The 21726-nt window shown below is 55.8% G+C and carries 21 protein-coding genes; all 21 read right to left on the reverse strand.

Annotated elements, in window-relative coordinates:
• On the reverse strand, positions 1 to 1302 hold the full coding sequence (locus HMPREF0576_RS04675) for an ABC transporter permease (RefSeq protein WP_004007048.1): 1302 nt from the start codon (positions 1300 to 1302) through the stop codon (positions 1 to 3).
• A gap of 20 nt (positions 1303 to 1322) precedes the next feature.
• Positions 1323 to 2597, reverse strand: a complete 1275-nt coding sequence (locus tag HMPREF0576_RS04680) for a DUF2318 domain-containing protein (protein WP_004007049.1) — start codon at positions 2595 to 2597, stop codon at positions 1323 to 1325.
• 10 nt (positions 2598 to 2607) lie between these two features.
• A complete protein-coding gene (locus HMPREF0576_RS04685; protein WP_004007050.1) occupies positions 2608 to 3258 on the reverse strand; it encodes an iron transporter in 651 nt (216 codons plus the stop codon).
• Complete coding sequence (locus HMPREF0576_RS04690) at positions 3258 to 4967, reverse strand: FTR1 family iron permease (RefSeq protein WP_004010901.1); 1710 nt, start codon at positions 4965 to 4967, stop codon at positions 3258 to 3260. The genes HMPREF0576_RS04685 and HMPREF0576_RS04690 overlap by 1 nt, the downstream gene beginning before the upstream one ends.
• A gap of 134 nt (positions 4968 to 5101) precedes the next feature.
• Positions 5102 to 5806, reverse strand: a complete 705-nt coding sequence (locus HMPREF0576_RS04695) for an ABC transporter ATP-binding protein (protein WP_004010902.1) — start codon at positions 5804 to 5806, stop codon at positions 5102 to 5104.
• On the reverse strand, positions 5807 to 6946 hold the full coding sequence (locus HMPREF0576_RS04700; RefSeq protein ID WP_245527336.1) for an ABC transporter permease: 1140 nt from the start codon (positions 6944 to 6946) through the stop codon (positions 5807 to 5809).
• A gap of 87 nt (positions 6947 to 7033) precedes the next feature.
• Entirely contained in the window at positions 7034 to 7570 is a 537-nt protein-coding gene (locus tag HMPREF0576_RS04705; protein WP_004007054.1) for a DUF4418 family protein, read from the reverse strand.
• A 126-nt stretch (positions 7571 to 7696) separates the two neighbouring features.
• On the reverse strand, positions 7697 to 8029 hold the full coding sequence (locus HMPREF0576_RS04710) for a chorismate mutase (RefSeq protein ID WP_004010903.1): 333 nt from the start codon (positions 8027 to 8029) through the stop codon (positions 7697 to 7699).
• A gap of 140 nt (positions 8030 to 8169) precedes the next feature.
• Positions 8170 to 9432, reverse strand: a complete 1263-nt coding sequence (gene clpX / locus HMPREF0576_RS04715) for an ATP-dependent Clp protease ATP-binding subunit ClpX (RefSeq protein ID WP_004010904.1) — start codon at positions 9430 to 9432, stop codon at positions 8170 to 8172.
• A gap of 391 nt (positions 9433 to 9823) precedes the next feature.
• Positions 9824 to 10474, reverse strand: coding sequence for an ATP-dependent Clp protease proteolytic subunit (locus tag HMPREF0576_RS04720; protein ID WP_036324536.1), 651 nt, complete (start codon positions 10472 to 10474; stop codon positions 9824 to 9826).
• Between the two features lie 59 nt (positions 10475 to 10533).
• Complete coding sequence (locus HMPREF0576_RS04725; protein ID WP_004007059.1) at positions 10534 to 11142, reverse strand: ATP-dependent Clp protease proteolytic subunit; 609 nt, start codon at positions 11140 to 11142, stop codon at positions 10534 to 10536.
• Between the two features lie 255 nt (positions 11143 to 11397).
• The gene (gene tig / locus HMPREF0576_RS04730) at positions 11398 to 12705 is read right to left on the reverse strand and encodes a trigger factor (RefSeq protein WP_004010905.1); all 1308 of its coding nucleotides are present in this window, start codon (positions 12703 to 12705) and stop codon (positions 11398 to 11400) included.
• Between the two features lie 143 nt (positions 12706 to 12848).
• Complete coding sequence (locus HMPREF0576_RS04735; RefSeq protein ID WP_004007061.1) at positions 12849 to 13304, reverse strand: DUF3052 domain-containing protein; 456 nt, start codon at positions 13302 to 13304, stop codon at positions 12849 to 12851.
• Positions 13305 to 13392: 88 nt separating this feature from the next.
• Complete coding sequence (locus HMPREF0576_RS04740) at positions 13393 to 13890, reverse strand: DUF3145 domain-containing protein (RefSeq protein ID WP_004010906.1); 498 nt, start codon at positions 13888 to 13890, stop codon at positions 13393 to 13395.
• Between the two features lie 142 nt (positions 13891 to 14032).
• Positions 14033 to 14527: a peptide deformylase gene (locus tag HMPREF0576_RS04745; RefSeq protein ID WP_004007063.1), complete on the reverse strand. Its 495-nt coding sequence runs from the start codon at positions 14525 to 14527 to the stop codon at positions 14033 to 14035.
• A gap of 30 nt (positions 14528 to 14557) precedes the next feature.
• Positions 14558 to 16429: a proline--tRNA ligase gene (locus tag HMPREF0576_RS04750; RefSeq protein WP_004010907.1), complete on the reverse strand. Its 1872-nt coding sequence runs from the start codon at positions 16427 to 16429 to the stop codon at positions 14558 to 14560.
• 95 nt (positions 16430 to 16524) lie between these two features.
• Positions 16525 to 16791, reverse strand: coding sequence for a DUF3046 domain-containing protein (locus tag HMPREF0576_RS04755; protein ID WP_004009325.1), 267 nt, complete (start codon positions 16789 to 16791; stop codon positions 16525 to 16527).
• On the reverse strand, positions 16791 to 17330 hold the full coding sequence (locus HMPREF0576_RS09645; protein WP_004010908.1) for a helix-turn-helix domain-containing protein: 540 nt from the start codon (positions 17328 to 17330) through the stop codon (positions 16791 to 16793). Before HMPREF0576_RS09645 ends, HMPREF0576_RS04755 begins: the two co-directional genes overlap by 1 nt.
• Positions 17331 to 17354: 24 nt before the next feature.
• Entirely contained in the window at positions 17355 to 17954 is a 600-nt protein-coding gene (pgsA, locus tag HMPREF0576_RS04765) for a CDP-diacylglycerol--glycerol-3-phosphate 3-phosphatidyltransferase (protein ID WP_004010909.1), read from the reverse strand.
• 13 nt (positions 17955 to 17967) lie between these two features.
• Positions 17968 to 20718, reverse strand: coding sequence for an FtsK/SpoIIIE family DNA translocase (locus HMPREF0576_RS04770; RefSeq protein WP_004010910.1), 2751 nt, complete (start codon positions 20716 to 20718; stop codon positions 17968 to 17970).
• Positions 20719 to 20780: 62 nt separating this feature from the next.
• On the reverse strand, positions 20781 to 21716 hold the full coding sequence (locus HMPREF0576_RS04775) for a PfkB family carbohydrate kinase (RefSeq protein WP_004010911.1): 936 nt from the start codon (positions 21714 to 21716) through the stop codon (positions 20781 to 20783).
• Positions 21717 to 21726 lie beyond the last annotated feature (10 nt).

Genomic DNA, 21726 nt, shown 5'->3' on the forward strand with positions numbered 1-21726 from the left:
CTACTTTCTGTGCAGGACTCGTGCCGGCTGCAAAGTCACCAGCGCCCGGATGGAAGGTAAACAGCCCAGCAAAACAGTCATGCCTACGATGACCGCCATCAGGGGGAACACCACCGGGCGGATATTGATACTGACCCCAAATACGAGGTGACCGACCAGTTGTGCCAGCCCGATGCCGCCCAGACACCCGAAGGCGGCTCCAACCAGGCTCACGAGGAACGTTTCCGTCAAAATCATCAGCACCACGAACAGATTGCGCGCTCCTAGGGCTTTCATCAGTCCGATTTCGGCAGAACGTTCCATCACTGAAGCGGTCACCAGGTTAGCAATGCCCAGAGCGGATCCCGCCATGGCCAAGATTGCTACCAGAGTCATAATTAGCTGGGTTTTCTCCAGAATCGTGCCCTCACTGTCGGCGATTTGGTGGACGGGAGTGGCCACGGCATTGCTCATGACTTCCTCAATTTGATAGGCGATTGAGGAAGTATAAGCGGTGCAATACCACGTCTCCCAGTCATCCAGTGACAGCGAGCTCGGATCGCGGGCAGCTCGACGTGACAGGTCATTTTCTGGCGTGGTGATAGCCCGGACCTCAACCCTATCGACCTGCCCCGGACGATTGGACAGTGTCTGGGCTATGCTCAAATCAGCGAAAAGCTGCCGGTCTTCATTGGAACCGGAGGTAAAAATGCCGCTGATAGTCAGGGTGGGACTGGGCGCGGAGCCGGATATCCCGGGTGGCGGTTGCAACGTGAGTGAATCCCCCAAGTGCCAACCGTTTTGCTTTGCCAGTTTCGTTCCAACCATGACTTCGTCGGGAGCCTTCGGCCAGCTGCCTTTCACTTCCCACCAGTCGCGCATGTCTGCCATGCCGGTATCGACTTTTTCCCCCGTGGGAATAGCCAGCTTCTTGCGAAACCAAGTACCGACCACATCGACATCGTGACCGGAATACTCCGCCTTGGTCTCTAGGAACGGGGCAAAGTTTTCGATGTTGTACGCCCAAAATATGGTTTTCAGCTTTGCCAGTTCGGATTCCTGTAGCGCTCCGGACTGGGTATTTGCTGAACTATCCGTATCCTCGAAGTCATAGAGTTGGGAAACGACGGATTTTCCTTGCGGCAGGACTTGGATATTGGCACCGTAAGAACCGAGTTCCTGCTTGATTTTGTCCCCCACGTCCAGCATGACTGCCAGCATGGAAGTCGTGAGTCCCGCTCCTAAGAATATCGTCACCGCAATCATGAGGCGCTTGCCGACCTGCCGACGTAACGCCTTGAAAATCATCCTGAAAAAGAACATGGAAACTTTACCTTAGAGCCTTAGATTATTTTGGTTTTAAAGATTTTGGCGTGCCCGTTCAGCTCGTCAGCAAAAAACCGCAATTCTTTCGGGCCCACTTCATACTTAATCGGAATGGGATTGCAGCCACCGGGGAAACCAATAGTTTGAATGTTCATCATTACTCCGCAGCGTCGGCAAATGACTTTTCCGCCGTCTTCGTAGTAACCGGATTCGCCGCAGATTTCACATGCATCGAGACCGCAGCCATAAGCCACGGCGTTCTTTTTAATGACGATGAAACGTACCTGGGTGCCGTCTTTGGTCACGTAAGCAAACCGGTGCAGGTGTCCATCAGACACGAGTTCACGGCTCACGGAAACGATATTGCCCTTCACAGTGGACGGCTCTATCGGGGATAGCTCAGGCACGGCTTCTGCCACACGTTTACCGACAGTCAAAGCAGAAACGAAGACGACCGTACCCCCCAATGCCAGCTCCAAAAAGTGACGGCGAGAAATTCGATCCGCTTTTGCTAAACGTGCTTCCGGTCCGGAAACATTGACGGGTTTGGAGCTGAACCAAATGGCGATGATGCCGGGAATGGCGGTGAGTACCACCAGAGTCAGCAGCATGACGGTGTTGGCATTTTGAATCCACAACACGAGTTCAAAAATGGTCCGCGAGCGGGGCAGGAAACCACGAGCGGCGAGCTGCTGATAGAGCAGGATAGAGCGCGGACCGATGACTACCAAAAACACCGCGGTAGTAATTGCCAAACGCACCATCGCGGGAACCAGCTTGGTCGCGTGTACATACGCCCATCCAGCGATGACCACCAGCAAAGAACCAAACACAAAGCCGGCAAATCGTGCCAGCGATTCAGTTTCTAATGGGGAGGACCCCATCAGCACGATTTCATCGGTAGAAAATGCGTATTCAAAGCCGAAATTGATGATGATACTCACCGCAGTCAACAGCGAGACTACCAGCAGCGCCCGATGCTTAGCGCTTTGTTTAATGTCATAGAGGTCGGCCGCACCAAACCACCAAGACATCCCCAGGAAGCCCAGAGAGCAAATCAGCATTACTGGAACCAGATAGAAGTTCATGGTGGGAACATCTATCAGGTTCGTATTCAGTCGAAACCATGCCAAAATCGCCGCCGCTAGGGCTGCCACTACCAGCACGACGGTGGTAATCCGAGCAACAACTCGGCGTTCCATCGGCGTGTGCGGTCGTGTTGCCAGCAGAATTGCCAGCGGCACGAAGAGTGGCAGCCCATAGCGGAGGGCGACAACAAATAACTTGAGCAATGAAATCTACTTAGAGAATCTGCCCGTCCCACTGCCAGTTCTTGAACTCGAACTTCAGCGGTTCCTTCCAGAAGCGTCCCTTCACTGCAGAGGAGTCCTTACCGGTGTGCAGCATGAACTTGTCTGCCGGAGAGGGGATGGTGATGGTCACATCGTACAGACCGGGCTTGAGCTTGATGTTGTTACCGTAGTGGGGACCATCGACCGCAATCATCGGCATCATGGTGCCCAGGTCAGTTTCCTCACCGGTCTTTTGATCTTTAACCACGACCTTGAGGTCATCCAGGTAAGGCATGAAAGTATCTGCCGGGTAGCCGAATTCTTCGGCCTTTTCATTGGTCGAGACGTCAATTTCAAAGTGCATATCGGACTCGGAAGCCGGAGGCATCTTCATTGAGCCATGTTCCATATCGACAGCCTGGAAATAAACGACGTTTACATTCAGTGGCCCGTTGCTTTGCTCGCCAGAATCGCCGACCGGGATCTCCTTGATACCCACAACATTGGGATCGCTGGGGGTTTCCGGTTGTTCCTGCTCAGACGAGGCCGCCGGTTTGGAATCCTGAGGCTTAGCCTGGTTGTTTGCAGAGTTTCCGCCACAACCGCTGAGGCTCGCTCCCAACGCCAGGACGGCTGCCAGAGCCAGTAGCTTCTTCTTCATTATTTTTCCTTTCCGCTGTGCGCTTCGACAGCGTCTTGTGTGTGTTCCCTCGAAGAGTGTTCTTCGGGAGCTTTATCATTATTATCCGCGACCGAGGTGTCGGATTGAGTCTGGTCTGCACCCGTCGTGGATTTGTCAGCCTTTGCCTGGTGGCGTTGCAGCAGCGCCAAACCGACCAAAACTGCGGCGACGATAATCTGAGCGACGAGGGTTTCCGCGGTGGGATAGATTCCCAAGAACACCACGGTAGGAACGGAAGGCACCACGTGTGCCCCGACCAAAGCAGCTTCTTGCAGCTCTTTAATCGCCCCACCCACGATAGCTATAGCCAGCAACGCTAGCAATATCGACGTCCACTTAAAGAAAGGCTTGAGTGGCAAACGTACCCCGAACTGCCATACCAGCACAAATAGAATTGCCAGGATGACTACCGCGGTCAAGCCACCCGCAACGATATACCAATAATCGCTGTGGGTCTTCGCCCCGGCGACAATCGGGTAAAAGAACAGGATTGTTTCGGCGCCCTCCCTGGCTACGGTGAGGAAAGACACAAACGCCAGGGCAAAAACGCCTCCCGAGGCAGTCTTTTCACCCGCAGTCGCTTTAATGTATTCTTCCCAACGCTTGCCACTTGACTTGCTGAGAATCCAGTTGGACACGTAAATCAGCATGAGGGCTGCCGCCAGACCGGTGACGCCTTCGAGCAGTTCCTGCCCCATTCCGCTCTGTACGCTGGCGCTGAGTTGACCAAACAGGATAGCCAAACCGATAGAAAGGACCACGGCGATAATCACACCCACCAGGATTCCACGTAGCTGGTCACGCCGTCCCGCTTTCAACGCGTAAGTCACCAACGCTGCCACCACCAGCAGCGCCTCCGCGCCCTCACGCAACAGAATCAGGAAAGCAGCAAAGAAACCGGAAATCCCCAGCGGTCCGGTGTCCTGCGTTTTTTCATCCAGGAACTGTGCATCCTCAACGAGCTTCGAAATCAAATCCTTCCCGAGTTTCTCCTGTTGATCTTGGCTGCGACCGTCTTTGTAGCCCTGTCGCAAGTCGCTGAACATGCCTTCGATCTCGGTTACCCGGCTGAATCCTTTATGCACAATGGTGTTGTTTTCAAACCCGTCAGCCTCGTAATGCCCCAGATAGGCTTCGGTAGCCAGGGTGAAGGCTCGATTAGCCTGCCCCTTGACATAGGCGCTTTGCGCATCGGTGATAGTTTGCGCAATTGTTTCCGCTACCCTGCTCCATTGATCAGACACCTTCGGAGCTTTGATTAGCTTAGTTACCGTATCTTTCAGGGAGACGACGACTTTGTCGCTGGCTTCTCGGAGTTGCTCCGGGCTCGCCCCGTCACGGCTGAGATTCCGCAAGTTTAATAGTTCGGCGACGAACTGGTCGTCGACATCACGCCCCAATGCGTGTTTAACCTGGTCTTCCAAACCACTTGTCTGGTAGTTCTCATAGTAGGCTTGGCGAATCAGAGTCTGGACCGCACTCGGGTCTCCCGCTTCTGGAACCGCGTTCAGCTTTTCCTGCATTACTTCCACCACGTCAGCCCATTTACCTAGGTCGGAGTCTTGGGATGCGGCTGCGCTGGGCCAAATCAGACCCCCGAACGCCAGTGCCACTACCAGAGCAAAAAAGCCTAAAATAAACCGTAGTCCTCGTGCCCAAGGGGAGGGCAGATTTCTGGTTGCGTTCACGATTCCATCAACTTCTTTCCAAATCGAAACATGTCAAGGCTACAAAAAAATAATTAATCAGGCAAGCCTTGCCTTATTTATATAGCAACCTTGGACGGTGTAAAACAGATTTCCCTGCAGTCGCTCCTCGCGGTCTAACGTGACTCTTCCAAGCAGCCCTTAAGCATAGTAAATCTGCGGTTACAGTATTCATAAGCGGCGGTGTCGTGCGTGACCATGACAACCGCGTGCCCCTCCTGAGTCAGCTCCCGGAAAAGTCGCAATACCGCCGCGGTGGAAGCCTCATCCAAATCCCCGGTAGGTTCGTCTGCTAATAGAACCTCCGGTTGGGTCATAAGCGCACGAGCGATAGCGACTCGACGCATCTCTCCCCCGGACAGCTCCGCGGGCCAAGCGTGTGATAGGTCTGCAATGTCGAGCTTTTCCAGTAAATCTAACGCACGATTGACGGGCAACGACTCCACCGCTACGGGAGACTTTTTCCGCGTGGAACGCCCTTGTGCCGGCAAAGTCGCGGGCAGCACCACGTTATCCAACACGTTGAGGGAACTTACCAGGGTCTGCTGTTGCGTAACCATCCCCAAACGAAACCGGCGCAGTTGGGACAGCTCCCGATCCGAGAGGCGGGACAAGTCCTGCCCTGCCACCTGAACCGTTCCGGAACTGGGACGCAGCAAACCCATCATCAGGTTTAGCAGGGTCGTTTTCCCGTTACCCGATTTGCCTGAAATGACTACAAACTGATTGGCATCTATCTCCAGGCTGACCTGGTCTACCGCGTTAAAATCGCGTCCTCGCCGCGAAAACTTCTTCGTAACCGCACACAGTTCCAGCAGCATCTATTGACCCTCCCGCACAGCCTTGTAGGTTTCTTTTTGCAAGATGCGAATCGCTGAAACCGCGCTAGCCAGAGCCGCCCCCAGACACACTGTCACCAGGATGAGGACAGCCAGAGAACACTGACTCCACAGGTCACTTTGCAGATAGGGCTGTTTCAAAGCCTTTTGGATAGCGTTGCCGAAGGGGTGCATCAGCGCCGCGCTGAAGCCCAACCCCAGTATGCTGCCGCCCACGCTAATCAACAGATTTTCCTTGAGCAGCATTGTGGTGAGCATCCGCTTCGTCGCACCCATAATTCGCAGCGAACCCAGTTCTTTGCTCCGCGACATGACGCTGACCCAGTTGACAGTCACCAGCACTGCTAGGGAAACTGCCCAAAAGATAATCAGAAAAATCTGCAGCGCACCCACAATGTGTCCCACTCCTTCTTTGAGCCGGGAACTAATCCCGTTAGCGGACACAAAGCCCAGTCCCTCCAACTGCGGAGATTTGGAGATATACTGCGCCACTTCTTCCGGAGCGTAACCAGGCTTGACCTTTACCATCACGGCAGAAACCCGATGTCCAATCTCATCTGTGGGCAAGACCGGATGTCCCACCTTTTCGGCTTGGCGCGCCAAAATCTTTGTGGTCGCCAGATTGGCAAACACGGAAGAATCCAGGTTCGTGCCGGTCGGAGCCAGCCGCGCGCTCACGGGGAATTCATAGTTAAACAGGCGAATCTTGCCTTGGGCGTTGATTTGGACTTTGGACCCTGCGACCAGTTCCCCGTCCTGCAAACCACGAGAATAAGTGGCTTGAATCCAGGGCTTAATCACGAAGTCGGTGTCCGGATCGATGCCGATAATTTGCAGCCTCACTTCGCAGCAGCTTGCCATCAGAGAAGCAATATAGGTCTGCGTGGTTACCCGCTCTACACCGGCAACGTTAGCAACCAAATCAGCCACATCATCTTGCAGCAGGAATCCGCTCGGCTTGCCCCCGCAAAGGTAAATATCCTTTGCGGATTGCTCAAACTGAGAGGGCACGACCATTATGTCCGCCCCCAGGCGTTCTTTGACCGATGACAACCCCTGACTGAGGTTCAGCGAGACCATCCCCGCCGCAAACGTTATCCCGCTGAGCAGGACCGCTACCAAGAACAGTCCTAAGCTGCGATAACGGTAATATTTAAGATTGCGAAAAGGGAGTTTGCCCCAGGTGATTTGGCTGCTTTGCATGACGGATTAGGCCGCCGCTTTCTGAGCTACCGGGCGCTTCTTTTGATCCAGGAATATCGCCCCAGCAACTGCCAGGATGCCCACACAGCTCAACGCCAGCAGCGTCGGCTTGGCGTAAAGGCTGCAAGACATCTCTTCGTTCTTGCATACGCCAATCAGCACGGTGACAATCAAGATTTCCAGCACGTAGATGAGCGCCGCACTAATGTTCAGACCGGTACGAATCTGAGCGTTCACGAAAAACGCAATCAAACCGATGACCAACAGGAGGATTCCAATCCCTAAGCTGGCTTGAGCAGTCCAGTAGCACGCCATGTGGTCATGAGCTTCACCCATAGCCTTACCAGCCTGACCCATATGATCCATGTGTTCCATGTGATCCATATTTTCCATACCACCGGAGTCTTTCATCCCGGACATATGTTCCATGCCTGAATGATGCTTGGCAGCGAACTCGCAAACCGGTGCAAAAGTCCGGGGCGCGATGGCAATGAGCAGTCCCAACACAATGGTGGGCAGTGAACCAATGATTTTATCTTTCATGGGATTTTCTCCTTAACGATTTAATGACGCTGCCAATCATGACATAGCACAAAACAATTAGCAAGGCTCGCCTTACCTAATTACCGGGAAAACCGCCTTGACCAGCCAGAAAATCGCGTCCAAATATTAGCGGGAGGGTGTCTCCCGCACCGCTTCGTGGTGCCGGATGACCTCATCAACGATAAACCGCAGGAACTTCTTGGCAAACTCTGGATCCAATCCCGACGACACCGCCAAAGCCTGGAGCCGCGCCACCTGCTGTGCCTCGCGCTCAGGGTCAGCCGGCGGCAAATCCAGCCGTGCTTTTAGCTGTCCGACTTTTTGGGTGCAACGGAACCTCTCTGCCAGCAGATGCACCAGCGCCGCGTCGATGTTGTCGATGGTGGCGCGATATTCCTTAAGTTCAGCAGGGGTTTGCGGCGGGTTCGCGGCGATAGCTTCGGCTTGCGCAGTGTTCATTTTTGCCTCTTTACTAGGGTCCCTTCTCACTTTACTGGGTCACCACACCACAGGAAAATATCTCAAATCGCAAAACGAAGTCACCCCCGCGAAACCGCCACTTCCGCGAGAACCCGCCGAGGACCCTGGTGACCTAAACGTTAGGCAGTCTTTGCGACCGAGCCACCGGGAACATCCTGTAGCACGTAGGTAGGCTCTGCGCCCTCAAACACACACTCCGCTTCGATAATGACTTCTGCCACATCGTCACGCGAAGGCAGGTCAAACATGATTTGAGAGAGAGTATTTTCCATCAGGGTCGACAGCGAACGCGCCCCGGTACCGCGTTTCTCAGCCAGCTCGGCCACCGCGTGAATCGCCGCATCGGTGAAAGTCAACTTCACCCCGTCAAGCTCAAACAGATGCTGGTATTGCTTGAGGATGGCGTTCTTTGGCTCGGTCAAGACCCGTGATAAATCGTCAACATCCAGGGCTGACACATTGGTAATGACCGGCAGACGACCGATGAACTCCGGAATCAAACCGAACTTATGCAGGTCGTCGGGGGTCACTTTAGCAAACAGGTCGCCGTGTTCTTTTACGGACTTGAGGTCCGAGCCAAACCCGGTGGAGCGCTGCCCTAAGCGAGCTTTCACAATTTCATCGAGACCCGCAAACGCCCCGGCAGCAATGAACAGAATCGAGGAGGTATCAATCTCGATAAATTCCTGATGCGGATGCTTGCGCCCGCCCTGCGGCGGCACGGAGGCGGTCGTGCCCTCGATAATCTTTAGCAGAGCCTGCTGCACGCCCTCGCCGGACACGTCACGAGTGATGGAGGCGTTTTCGCCCTTACGGGAAATCTTGTCGATTTCATCGATATAGATGATGCCGCGTTCGGCCTTTTTCACGTCCCCATCGGCGGCTTGAATCAAGCGCAGCAGGATGTTTTCCACGTCCTCGCCCACGTAGCCGGCTTCGGTCAGGGCGGTAGCGTCCACGATACAGAACGGGACTTTCAACAGGCGTGCCAAAGACCTCGCCAGGTGCGTCTTTCCGGTTCCGGTGGGACCGAGCAACAGGATATTCGACTTCGTCAGCTCCATGCCCGTGTCTTCGCCGTGGCGTTGGGCGCGCACGCGCTTGTAGTGGTTATAGACCGCCACAGACAGGGCGCGTTTCGCGTTTTCCTGACCAATCACGTATTCCTGCAGGAAATCAAAGATTTCATGCGGAGTCGGCAAGACATCCAACCCGCCCGAGGGACTGCCTTCGAGCTCCTCGGCAATAATGTCATTGCACAGTTCGATGCATTCATCACAGATATATACGCCCGGACCGGCGATGAGCTTACGAACCTGACGCTGGGACTTTCCACAGAAAGAACACTTCAGCAGGTCGACCGATTCGGCAGTGCGTGACATGAGTTCCTCTCATAGACGAGTTCGGGCTGATTACGATTCTATGGTTTTAGAGGTTTTTATTCTCGTTAACACGCCTTTGAGGGTCAATCAGACGACTCTGGGGTGCCGCTCGGCGGGTTTTGGTGTTCAATAGAGCTTTTCAGGCAAGAATCTTGCGTCGGCACCGCGCGAGGTTTCTGGCGTCTGACGGGTAAGTCCCAGATTTACTCTCGTCGGTGGCTAAATACTGACGTTTAGGAGTGCATTTACTAACGCAAACATATCAAACTGAGAGATTCATTACGCAGCAGCAGCAGCAGCAAACTCGACCCAGCGGCGAGTCGACCGACTGATTAGTGATGCGCGCCCCCGCTAAAATAGCAGGGGCGCGCATAGCCAGATTTGAAATAACTTAGCTGTTTGCAGTACTCTTGCGCGGTTCCAGCACCTGGTCAATCAGACCATATTCCAGCGCCTGGGGAGCCGTGAGAATCTTGTCCCGGTCGATGTCCTCGTGCATTTGCTCCACGCTGCGCTTGGAATGCTTCGACAGCGTTTCCTCCAACCAAGCCCGCATCCGGTCGATTTCCTCAGCAATAATCGCCAAATCGGTAGCCTGACCCTGGGCGCCCTGAATGGCAGGCTGGTGAATTAGCACCCGCGCGTTGGGTAGCGCCAGGCGCTTGCCCGGAGCGCCCCCCGCCAGCAGCACCGCCGCCGCGGACGCTGCCTGACCCAAGCAAACCGTCTGAATCTCAGGCTTAATGTATTGCATCGTGTCATAAATCGCCGTCATCGCGGTAAAAGACCCGCCAGGAGAGTTGATGTACATGGTAATGAGTGAATCGGGATCTTGGCTCTCCAGCACCAGCAGCTGCGCCATCACATCGTCGGCAGAAGCATCGTCGACCTGGTTACCCAGGAACACGATCCGATCCTCAAACAGTTTTGCATAAGGGTCCTGGCGTTTGTATCCGTACGCCGTGCGTTCCTCGAAAGTCGGCAAGATATAGCGCGCACTGGGCATTGCCGGAGCCATCCCCGCGGGGACAGACGCATTCATGGGCGAAACCGCAGCAATCCCGGCTCCGGTCATTCCTAAATTACCTTGATAATGCCTCATTACTCCCCCTTATTTGAGCTTTGTACCGCAGCAGCGCTCTCTACCACCGCATCAATAAACCCATATTCCAGGGCTTCTTGAGCGGTAAACCAGTGGTCACGATCCGCGTCCCTGGTGATTTCTTCCAGGGTGTGACCGGTGCGTTCGGCAGTAATCTGTGCCAATTCGTGTTTCATCGCCAGAATCAAGTCAGCGTTAATCCGCACTTCAGAGGCAGTGCCTTGCACCCCACCGAGCGGCTGGTGCATGAGGATGCGTGCGTGGGGCGTCGCGAAACGCTTGCCTTTGGTTCCGGCAGTCAGCAAGAACTGTCCCATAGATGCCGCCATTCCCATCGCCACGGTCACCACGTCTGGCTTCACATACTGCATGGTGTCATAGATTGCCATGCCCGCGGTGACGGAGCCGCCGGGAGAATTGATGTATAGGTAGATGTCAGAATCCGGGTCCTCGGCCGCCAACAGCAACATCTGGGCGCAAATCGCATTGGCATTTTCCTGGCTGACCTCATCGCCCAGCCAAATAATGCGCTCTTTGAGCAGGCGCTTGTAAATAAACCCACCCGTGGGTACATCGGGCGTATCTTCGTCGCGATTAACTACGGTCACGTTTCCTCCTCGCTTGGTTCACTTAACCCTAACGGAAAATTGCGCGTCATTCGCGTTGCATTCACCCGGTTTCGCTATGGGCTAAGCCCAAGTTTGCCCGGATGCGCCCGGTCGGGGGGTTAGCCGATTTGATTCACTTTTTTGCACAAGTCTGGTCCCACAGTTTTTCCTTCAGTTTGCCTCTACGGGGGGCGACGGCGGGTATGGCAAAAGGCGGGTCCCAGTCTGTGCCGGGACCCGCCTTTTGCTCAAGATTTACTTTTCCTCGGTGTCCGTGTCTTCTTCCGCGTCCTCGTCCTCACCAACGAAGTCCTTCAAGTCCACGACCTCACCGTTCGTGTCTTTTACGGTGACCTCCCCGAGGGCCGCCGCGATGGACTTGTTCCGAGCGATTTCCTGAATAAATGCGGGAATCCGGTTGTTCTGTTCAGCACTTTGCAACAACATGGAGGGGTCCATGCCGTAAGCCTGCGCGGTCTGGAGCACAAACTCCAGCAGCTCCTGCTGCGACACGTTCATCTGGCGCTCTTCTGCCAGAGCGTCCAAGATAATCTGAACTTTCAAATCCTGCTCAACAGCTTCCTGAGCTTTCTTCTTGTCATCCTCGCTGGCGTCCTCTCCGAGCTGTGCCGCCACGGTTTCATCCAAAATCCCTTGGGGCAACGGGAATTCGAGCTCTTCGCGCAGCTTTTCCACCAGCTTGTCACGAGCTGCCATAGCCTGTGTTGCCCGAGCCTGTCGGTCCACGTTTTCCGCAAGTTCTTTCTTTAGATCAGCAATGGTGTCGTACTCGGAAACCATCATGGCGAATTCGTCGTCCGCTTCTGGCAGGACCTGTTCCTTTACGGAATCCACAGTCACCGTCACCTGGGCGGTTTCTCCCCCGTGCGGTCCAGACTTCAGCTGCGTCTCAAATGTCTTGGTTTCTCCAGCTTTCAGACCTTTCAAGGCCTCATCCAGACCTTCGACGAGCCCGCCAGCACCTACGTGATAGGAGGTTTGATTCAGGGAATCGACCTCTTTGCCGTCAATCTCGCTCTTCAGGTCCAGAGTGACGAAATCGTCCTGCTTAACGGCGCGTTCTACGGTCTTCAGAGTCGCGAAACGGCGACGCAGGTTCTCCAGCTCAGTTTCCAGGGCTTTCGGGTCGTCTTTAATCGCGTCAACTTCCAAGCTCAGCTGAGAAAAGTCCGGCAGCTTAACCTCGGGGCGTACTTCCACTTCCACCGTGAACTTCAAATCGCCACCGGCGGCGCCCTCTACGTTGGGGGTATCGGTCACGTCCACGTCAGGCTGACCCATCGGAGCGATCTTATGCTCCTGCACAGCTTGACCGTAATATTCCGGCAGCGCGTGATTGACCGCTTCCTCAATGACCGCACCGCGACCGATGTAGGATTCCAGCACCCGCGCCGGAACGTGTCCGCGGCGGAAACCGGGAATGTTGACCTGTTTGCCGTATTCCTTGAAAACCTTATCCATTTCGGGTTTGAATTCCTGATAAGGAACCTCGATTGCCAATTTGACCTTTGTGGGGTTGAGGTTTTCAACAGTGCTCTTCACTTTGTCTCCAAAATCGTTCGTTTATGCGGTCTGCCGGACAGTCCGACCCGCCTGGTTTTCATAAGCTTCTAAATCTTACGACATTAGCCCCTTTTTCCGAAACTTAAAACCAGGGTGGGGCAAGGATTTCGCAAAAGCGAATCTCAGCGGTTTGCACCGCGCGCCATGAGGCTGATTCCCAGCCAATCGGGGCTCACGTGAGAGGAAGACATGACCCGCAGACCTGCGGTTTTTGCAGCCTCCTCGACGAACTGGGTATCCACCGAATTCGGCTTGCCAGACACGGGAGACATGACCCAAATCAGCCCACCATCGTCGAGATTCCCAGACGCATCAACCAATAAATCTGCCAAATCATCAACTTCGCCGTCTTCGGCACGCCACCAAATCAGCGCCCCGTCCGAGACATCCCCGTAGTCCTCGTCTACCAACTCGTTTCCGAGGAAGTCCTCGATGGTATGACGCAGCCCCTCGTCAACGTCATCGTCATAATAAAATTCTTGGATAATCGCCCCTTTGGCGAAACCAAGACCTAGCTGAGATTTGTTTACGCGATCCTTTTGAGTTTGTTCCGCAGGGGCGGAAGCCTTGTTCGTCATAAGTTTAGGATATATGAAACCATGCCTCCGTGGGGAATTTACTTCAGACTATCCCCACCATGCCAAAGTTACTCTCCCGGAAACAGGCTCAAACGACCTTGTGCAGGTACTTCACCGGGGCACCGACCCCCGCCCAACGATAGGGCTCAAGTTCCTCGTCCCACGCGCGCCCCAAAGCTAAGTCCAGTTCACGGCGCATTTGCAGAGGATTATCCGCGTGTTCCAAAGCTGCCAAAATCCGTCCCTCGGGTACCACCACATTACCCACGCTGTCGGTTTGGGCATAAAAAATTCCCAATTCCGGAGTGTGAGACCAGCGTCCGCCGTCCGTGCCGGGAGCTGCGTCCTCGGTCACTTCGTAACGCAGGTGCTCCCAACCACGCAGAGCTGAAGCCAACTTAGCACCGGTGCCAACCATACCCACCCAGGAAAATTCGGCGCGGAAAAACGCAGGGTCGGCTTCTTGGACCGTCCAGTCCAAATTGACCTCGGTATTTAGTACCGTCCCCGCCGCCCATTCAATATGCGGGCACAGCGCCCTGGGCGCCGTGTGAATAAACAGGACACCCCGCGTGTATTGGTTCATGGTTACCTCCTGTTGTTTGGGAGTTGAGTCACAGCTCAACGGGCCGGTGTTGCGGCTTCCCCTCCGAACACCGAATCACAACGAGGTAACTTATGTTCCTATTATGCGCTAAACGCGCGACAGTTGCACGTCAATCTGGAATCTACAGACCCATTTTCCGGATTTGTTGCAACGCTTCCTTGCGGTATTTCCGCTCCAATTTGTCCAGGTAAAGGTGACCTTCCAGGTGATCACATTCATGCTGCAGGCAACGCCCCATCAGCTCTTCGCCCTCTACCACCAGTGGCTTTCCATCCAAGTCGATGCCCTCTACGCGGGCATACCAAGCGCGTTTTGTAGGGTAAAACAGCCCTGGCACGCTCAAGCAGCCCTCATCACCGTCCTGGTATTCATCTTCGCTCATAGCGACCAGTTTCGGATTCAAAACGTAGCCGATTTCCCCGTCAATATTCCAGGAAAATGCCCGCAGGCTGACCCCGATTTGGTTCGCTGCCAGCCCAGCGCGACCGTCCTCATCCACGTTCTCTAACAGGTCCTCGACCAGCTGTTTCACGCCGGGGTCACGCGGGTCCGTAATCCAGTCACAAGGGGTGCGCAGCACGGGATCTCCTACCACGCGAATCTCTCGAAATGCCATGTTGACCTCTCTTTGCCGTCGCCGGGGCGCCTAGTTTTGATCCTTTTCCCACTGATCAGGCTCGCCAATCAGCTCCATCGAAGTTAGGGAGAAAGCTGTTTTCGCCGCCTCTTTCTCGATGGCTTGCAAAAGTTCCTCCACGCAGCTTTCCGGGGTCGTTTCCTGAGTCGTGCCTTCGCGGCGCTGACGGATTTCGACCTTGCCTTCAGCCAAGCCCTTGCCCACGACCAGTGCATATGGCATCCCCAGCAGTTCCGCATCCTTGAACTTTACCCCAGCGGAAGCCTTGGGGCGGTCGTCATACAGCACCTGCAGACCCGCCGCGTCCAGTTGGCACGCGAGCTTTTCCGCGGTGGCAAAAATCTCTGGATCTTTGCCGGTGGCCAGCACGTGAACCTGGAACGGGGCGATATTGAGCGGCCACATCAGCCCCCGATCGTCGTGGTTTTCTTCGGCAATCGCCGCCACCAGACGCGACACACCAATACCGTACGACCCCATCGTCACGACTTGTGACTTCCCGTTTTCATCCAGCACACTCAGTCCCAGGGCTTTGGCATACTTGCGTCCCAACGCAAAGATGTGACCGATTTCGATGCCACGTTCCAATGTCAACGGTCCCGAGCCGTCGGGAGCCGGGTCGCCTTCCATGACTTCCGCCGCTTCTATAGTGGCATCTGCCGTAAAATCGCGCCCACACACCAGGTTGAACACGTGCATCCCCGGCTGGTTGGCTCCTGCCACCCAGCGTGTGCCCGGAACAATTCGCGGATCTATCAGATAGCGCGGGGAACCGACAGGATTACCGTCGGCATCCGTGGTGCGTTTCGACGAGTTCGGACCGATGACCTGCGGACCGATGTAACCGGGAACCAAATCCGGGTAGGCCTCCAGGTCTTTGGCTTCTGCCATACGCACGTCAGCGGGAGACAGGCTCGCCTCCAGGCGTTTCATATCAACTTCGCGGTTGCCGGGCACGCCGATGACCAGCACTTCTTTGCGTCCGTCAGGATAGTCAGCGACCACCACCACGTTCTTCAGGGTGTCACTGGCTTCCCAAGGTCGGTCCGAGCGCGGATAGAGCTTATTCGCCTGGTTAACCAACGCTTCAATCGTGGTGGCGTCAGGAGTCGGGCGCACTTCCGCGGCCGGGGCGTCGTCATAAGGGAGGGGCTCAGGAGCGATGGTGGTGACAGCTTCCGCGTTGGCGGCGTAACCTCCGGGAGACTTCACGAAGGTGTCCTCACCGATTGCGCAGGGAAACAGGAATTCTTCGGAGGCGGAACCGCCCATCGGACCGCTCATCGCGTGACAGATCACGAAATCCAGCCCGAGACGGGTAAAGACCCGGCGGTATGCCCCGCGGTGCAGGGCGTAGGAGTGTTCCAGTCCATCGTCCGTCAGGTCAAAGGAATAGGAGTCTTTCATCACGAACTCGCGACCCCGGATGATTCCCGCGCGCGGACGAGCCTCGTCACGGTACTTTTCTTTCATCTGGTACAGAATGACCGGCAGGTCTTTGTACGAGGTGTACATATCCTTTACTGCCAGGGTAAACATTTCTTCGTGGGTGGGAGCCAGCAGGTAATCCCCTTCTTTACGGTCCTTGAGCTTAAACAGTGAAGGACCGAACTCTTCCCAGCGGTTCGTCGCCACGTAAGGCTCGCTGGAGAGCAGCATCGGGAACTGCAATTCCTGTCCCCCAATGCGGTCCATCTCTTCACGCACGATGTTTTCCACGCGCCGCAGCGTTTTCAACCCCAGTGGCAGCCAGGTGTATATTCCTGGCGCGGCGCGGCGAATATAACCGGCTCGTACCAGTAACTTGTGGGAATCAACTTCGGCTTCGACCGGGTCTTCACGCAGGGTGCGGACAAAGAAAGAGGACATTTTTGTAAGCATTCCTCAACTTTACCGCGAAACCTGCTGAAAGATTAAACCATCCCGACCTCAGGATTTACGCACCAACGCGCGCGGTTAGAGTCGCGGGTAGCACGCTAGTGGCGCGATGTGTGCAAATCCCGGCGATGCCAGAACAGGTTTTCTTCCGTATCTCGATCGGTAGCGCGCAACAGGGCTTGCCACACCTCTAAGGGATCAGCGCCGCGTTCTAACGCCTGTTGCGCCGTCATGCCCCATTCGGTCAATACTTGATCGCTGACCAGGGTTTCACCCAATCCGTGCGGAAATACTTCTGCCAGTGCTTGCTTAAACTGGGAGCGCGTCATGCCGCGCTGCACCGGACCACCTTGGAATGCCGGCATCAGGAAATCGGGGCGCAGTCGATGCTGTCCAACAACTCATCGGGCACCAGCTCCGGAACCACTACGCCCTCAACCGCCGCGATACGATCCGCAACTTCATGCAACACAAAAGACACCGGCGCTTCCAACGCGTAACAGATGGACGCCAACAACTCGCTAGAGGCTTCCTTTTGACCGCGTTCCACCTCGGAAAGGTACCCCAAGGATACTCGCGCCTTTGCCGACACATCACGCAGAGTCAGACCGCGGGTTTGGCGCAGCTGACGCAAAACTTCTCCGAGCTCGTGACGCAATACGGGCGTAGAGGGTTTAGCAACTGGAGGAATCCGCATCATGGATTCAGAATACCGCTTTTTAGGCGCGTTTCGCACCCCCGCCCGATTCGCCGGTCTGACCGAACGCCCCAAGCTGGTCCCTGGACGCAGCGCGTAAGGCAACTTCATGTTGGAAAAGGTAGCTGTTTTGTTCATCACAATCAGTTTAACCAACTTTGTCAGGTATTTATTCCCCTGACCGACCCCTAACCGAGGCGACACCACAATTAGAAGTCTTCAGGGGCGCGGCTAGCGTTCCGCAGCCGGATGCATTGCCTGGCGCACATAGTCAACCCCGGTGAACACCGTAATGCACACGACCAGTACCGACAGGACTATTGCCACAATGCGCACCACCGACCACGCCGTGGGAACCAAGGCTTCCCACGGAATCAGCAGCAGCAAAATCAACGCTATCTGGGTCACGGTCTTCAACTTGCCGCCGCGGCTGGCAGGCATGACTCGCCCCCGACGCGCCAACACCAGACGCATCAGGGTAATCCCCAGCTCTCGCACCAACACCGGGATAGTGACCGCCCAAAACACCGACCAGTGCAGGCTGAGCAAGATAAACGCGCTGAGCACCAGGGCTTTATCCGCGATGGGATCGGCGAGTTTGCCGAAATCAGTGACCAAGTTCAGCCGCCGAGCCAGGGTCCCGTCTAACTTGTCGGTCGCGGAAGCCACGGCGAACACCGCAAAAGCCCACACTTGTGCCTTCACCCCTGGCAACAGCATCAACCAAATAAATACCGGGACCAAAATCAGGCGGATGACCGTGAGCACATTGGCGATGTTAAAGTTCGGGGGCGCGGGCGGCTGCGGCGCGCCCTGCAGGTTTGCGGTCATGAATCCATCCTAATCAGAAGGGCAAAGGCTCGGTGTCGTCTTTATCGTATAGCTCTTGGTGACCCACTTGCGGTGTCGCCGGTGGTGCCGGATACGGGAGGGTCGCCGGGTCGGGTCCATCGGAAAATGCCACCGTGGGGTCAAGGGGGTGTGAGTCGGTGTCACCAGCGTCTGACGGTAACTGTTCTGTAGCCTCCTCGTCATCAGCAGGTTCATCGAGAGTCTCCGAGGGAGTCGGGTCCGCTGCAGACGAACTGTCCGCGATGGAGTCGGTTTCGCCGCGCAGCATGGCGAGGACACCGGGCAGGTCCTCGTTCGTGACCAGGACTTCGCGTGGCTTGGAGCCTTCCGAGGGACCCACCACCCCGTATGTTTCGAGGATATCCATCAACCGACCAGCTTTGGCGAACCCCTTGCGCAGTTTACGTTGAATCATCGAAGTAGAGCCTAACTGAGTGGAAACCACCAACTCGGCGGCTGCCAACACATCGTCCAAGTCATCACCGATTTCTTCGGGGACCTTGGTTTCTTCACTGCTCTGTTCGCTGGTGACGTCTTCCCGATACACGGGTTCCATCTGTGCCTTGACGTGAGCCACGACGCGCATGATTTCTTCCTCCGAGACCCAGGCTCCCTGCACTCGTTGCGGCTTGGATTCACCACTGGGCAGGTAGAGAGCATCGCCCTGTCCGATGAGTTTTTCTGCCCCGGACTGATCCAAAATCACGCGAGAATCCTGGTTGGAGGAAGTCGCAAAAGCCAACCGAGAGGGCACATTCGCTTTGATAATGCCCGTGACCACATCCACGGAGGGACGCTGCGTCGCCAACACCAGGTGAATTCCTGCCGCGCGACCCAGCTGCGTGATGCGTTGAATGGAGGCTTCCACGTCCCGTGGTGCAACCATCATCAAATCTGCCAACTCGTCCACTACCACCAGCAGGTAGGGCATCCATTCTGGCTCAAAGCGTGACTCGGGCAGCTTTTGCACCTTGCCGGCACGCAGTGCCTGATTGAAATCATCAACGTGGCGGTATCCGTAGTTCGACAGGGTGTCGTAGCGCATATCCATCTCATTGACGCACCATTCCAGAGCTGTCGCGGCTTTCTTTGCTGAAGTAATAATGGGCGTGACCAGGTGGGGAATCCCGGCATAAGCGGTGAGCTCCACTCGTTTCGGATCGACCAGAATCAGCCGGACCTGTTCCGGGGTGGCTCGCATCATGATGGAAGTAATCATCGAGTTAATGAACGAAGATTTACCCGATCCGGTCGCGCCGGCGACCAGCAGGTGCAGGGTCTTGGCAATGTTGGTCAGGACGTAATCGCCCTCCACGTCTTTGCCGACCCCGGTGACCAGAGGATGTGTGAGGCGCGAGGCTGCTTCGGAACGCAGCACGTCGCCTAGGTAAACGTTTTCGCGGTCCGCGTTGGGAATTTCAATCCCAATCGCGGATTTTCCAGGAATGGGAGACAAAATCCGCACTTCCGGAGACGCTACCGCATAAGCAATGTCCTTGGACAGCCCCTCTACCTTAGAGACTTTTTCTCCCGGACCGAGCGTCACTTCGTACTGAGTCACCGTCGGTCCCCGTGAAAAGCCGGTGACCTCAGCTGCCACCCCGAACTGCTGAAATACGTTGGTCAGAGACTCGATGACACGGTCATTCGCTGGGGACCGTGTCACGTGCGCAGGTCCGATTTTTAACAGGTCTAAAGAGGGCAGGTGGTAGTCGATATCGTGTCCCAAGCCGGTGTGCACGCGTTCGGGCAGGCTGTCCTCAGCTTTGGCGGGGGGCTCAGGTGGAAGTACCGGCTCTGGGGGTCGGCTTTCTGCCTTGTGCCGCCCTGATTGTTTCCGTGCCGGCAGCAGTTCCGTGGCACCCGTAGCAGGTGACTCTGGCAAAGTCTGGGTCGCAGCAGGGACGGGGGGTTGCGCTGACGGAGCCACGTTCGGCTCGATAACCTTAGTTTCCTCCGGTCCAGACTGAGGGTGCGGTCGTTTCCAAGGCATCCGCGAAGGTGTCATGACTTCGGTGGCACCGGTGAGGTCGACCGTCTCCGGCTCCTCCTCGCTGGTGGCAGGTTCTGGGCTGAGCCAGGCAAAGCGTTGACGTATCAATGAAACCAGGGTGGCTGCCGGAATTCCCCCAGTGATGAGGATGCCAATCAGCATGATGATGACCAGCAGCGGGAACGCGCCCCACGGCGAAAATAACACGCCGATGGGGTGACCGAAAAACCACCCCAGCAGACCTCCTGCCGTCATGATTTCAGGAAAACCTGTAGAGGGCCAAGGCAAGCCCTTTGCCACGTGGACCATTCCCGACAGCGCCGCCAAGATGACGGAAAGCCCCACCAGAATTCGGGTTTCCCGCGCGCCGCGGGACCGGGTGACCTCCGCAGCTTCTGCCTCGGTCACGCCGTCATTGCCGGGGTCAGGAAAGAACCGTCCCCGCAGGAACAAACGTATGGCGAGGAAACCTAATCCAAAGGGCAGAATGACGGCGAACACCCCAAAAAGTCCCGCGACAGCCAGATGAATCACGTTCCCTGCCGTACCGGACAGTCCAAACCATTCCCGCAGCGCGACCAAAATCCCTAATGCAATCAGGCACAGCCCCAAAATGTCGCGTTTCACCTGGGGGTCCAAAGTGGATTGGGGCAGCTCGGGTTGATTGCTCGCGCTGGGTGATTTTTGGTTACCGCCAACAGACCCGCGCTTCGGAGAGTTAGTTTTCACTTGTTTTTTGGTCGCACTCATAGCGTTTCTAGACTATCCGCCGGCAGAGCTTTTTTGGCACTCCCACGCCGAAAAAAGCGGGATTAGAGCCGGGGATTCGTGGCCAGGAAGTTGTCGATTTGAGAAGCTGTGGGGATTCGGTAGTAGCCCCGCCGCCCCATCGCCAGCGCGGCTGCTGCGTTGGCTCTCGCACAAGCCTGTTCCAGCGACGACCCCATTATGAGCGAAGCCAGCAGCACCCCCGTATGGGCTTCTCCAGCTCCAGTAGTATCCATCAAATCGGTGGGATAAGCAGGGACTCCCCGTGGAGTCTGCCCGGCAGATTCCTGAATGATTGCCCCGTTTTGCCCGTCACGCAGCACTAACGCAGTTTCCGGTTTCACGTAACGGCGCAGTACCTCAGCAATAGGACCGCGCCCCAACCGCATCCGCATCGTATCTGCCTGGTGCTTATTTAGAGTCAATAAATCCGCCCGGGCCAGGACTTTCACCATCACATCTAAATCGACTTCCCCCACCAACGGACCCCCCGCCACCGCGAGGTACAGATTCTCCGGCAGTTGTTCAATCCAATTCGTGAGAATCTCGGCAAGCTGCGGATATGCCAGGTCGTTGAGGCTGACAAAGACATAGTCATTTCCCCGCAAAATTATCCCTGCCAGGTCACGCGGGTCAGGCTCGACTTCTACGCCAGGGGACGTAATCACACTGCGTACCCCTTCGGAGTCTATGGCGGCAATCCGCAACCCGATGTCCCCCACAATTTCGCGGGAGAGCACAGAAATTCCTTCTCGTCCCAAGGAGTGTCGGGCTTGAATCGAGTTCGGACCGGTTCCCAGTGGGGCGGTCACGCAGGCGGCGACACCTTGCCGCGCCACGGTGGCGACCACGTAGAAACCTCCTGCTACGACAGCCCCTTCCATGATGGAAGCACGGACTTCGGCACCCTGATCGGGCAGATGGTCAACCCGCAGGGGCAGCTCCAAGTTGATGGATTGGGTAGAGATAAAACGTGCCACAGCGATTCTC

Source organism: Mobiluncus holmesii ATCC 35242, from assembly GCF_000185445.1.
Taxonomy (GTDB): domain Bacteria; phylum Actinomycetota; class Actinomycetes; order Actinomycetales; family Actinomycetaceae; genus Mobiluncus; species Mobiluncus curtisii.

Bases quoted from the DNA above. Each gene is read 5' to 3' on its own strand.
- HMPREF0576_RS04695 (WP_004010902.1), bottom strand. From the start codon at position 5,806: ATGCTGCTGGAACTGTGTGCGGTTACGAAGAAGTTTTCGCGGCGAGGA.
- HMPREF0576_RS04705 (WP_004007054.1), bottom strand. From the start codon at position 7,570: ATGAAAGATAAAATCATTGGTTCACTGCCCACCATTGTGTTGGGACTG.
- HMPREF0576_RS04710 (WP_004010903.1), bottom strand. From the start codon at position 8,029: ATGAACACTGCGCAAGCCGAAGCTATCGCCGCGAACCCGCCGCAAACC.
- pgsA (WP_004010909.1), bottom strand. From the start codon at position 17,954: ATGACCGCAAACCTGCAGGGCGCGCCGCAGCCGCCCGCGCCCCCGAAC.
- HMPREF0576_RS04720 (WP_036324536.1), bottom strand. From the start codon at position 10,474: ATGAATGCGTCTGTCCCCGCGGGGATGGCTCCGGCAATGCCCAGTGCG.
- HMPREF0576_RS04770 (WP_004010910.1), bottom strand. From the start codon at position 20,718: ATGAGTGCGACCAAAAAACAAGTGAAAACTAACTCTCCGAAGCGCGGG.
- clpX (WP_004010904.1), bottom strand. From the start codon at position 9,432: ATGTCACGCACTGCCGAATCGGTCGACCTGCTGAAGTGTTCTTTCTGT.
- HMPREF0576_RS04735 (WP_004007061.1), bottom strand. From the start codon at position 13,304: ATGACGAACAAGGCTTCCGCCCCTGCGGAACAAACTCAAAAGGATCGC.
- HMPREF0576_RS04745 (WP_004007063.1), bottom strand. From the start codon at position 14,527: ATGGCATTTCGAGAGATTCGCGTGGTAGGAGATCCCGTGCTGCGCACC.
- HMPREF0576_RS04675 (WP_004007048.1), bottom strand. From the start codon at position 1,302: ATGTTCTTTTTCAGGATGATTTTCAAGGCGTTACGTCGGCAGGTCGGC.
- HMPREF0576_RS04740 (WP_004010906.1), bottom strand. From the start codon at position 13,890: ATGAACCAATACACGCGGGGTGTCCTGTTTATTCACACGGCGCCCAGG.
- HMPREF0576_RS04750 (WP_004010907.1), bottom strand. From the start codon at position 16,429: ATGCTTACAAAAATGTCCTCTTTCTTTGTCCGCACCCTGCGTGAAGAC.
- HMPREF0576_RS04685 (WP_004007050.1), bottom strand. From the start codon at position 3,258: ATGAAGAAGAAGCTACTGGCTCTGGCAGCCGTCCTGGCGTTGGGAGCG.
- HMPREF0576_RS04755 (WP_004009325.1), bottom strand. From the start codon at position 16,791: ATGCCGGCATTCCAAGGTGGTCCGGTGCAGCGCGGCATGACGCGCTCC.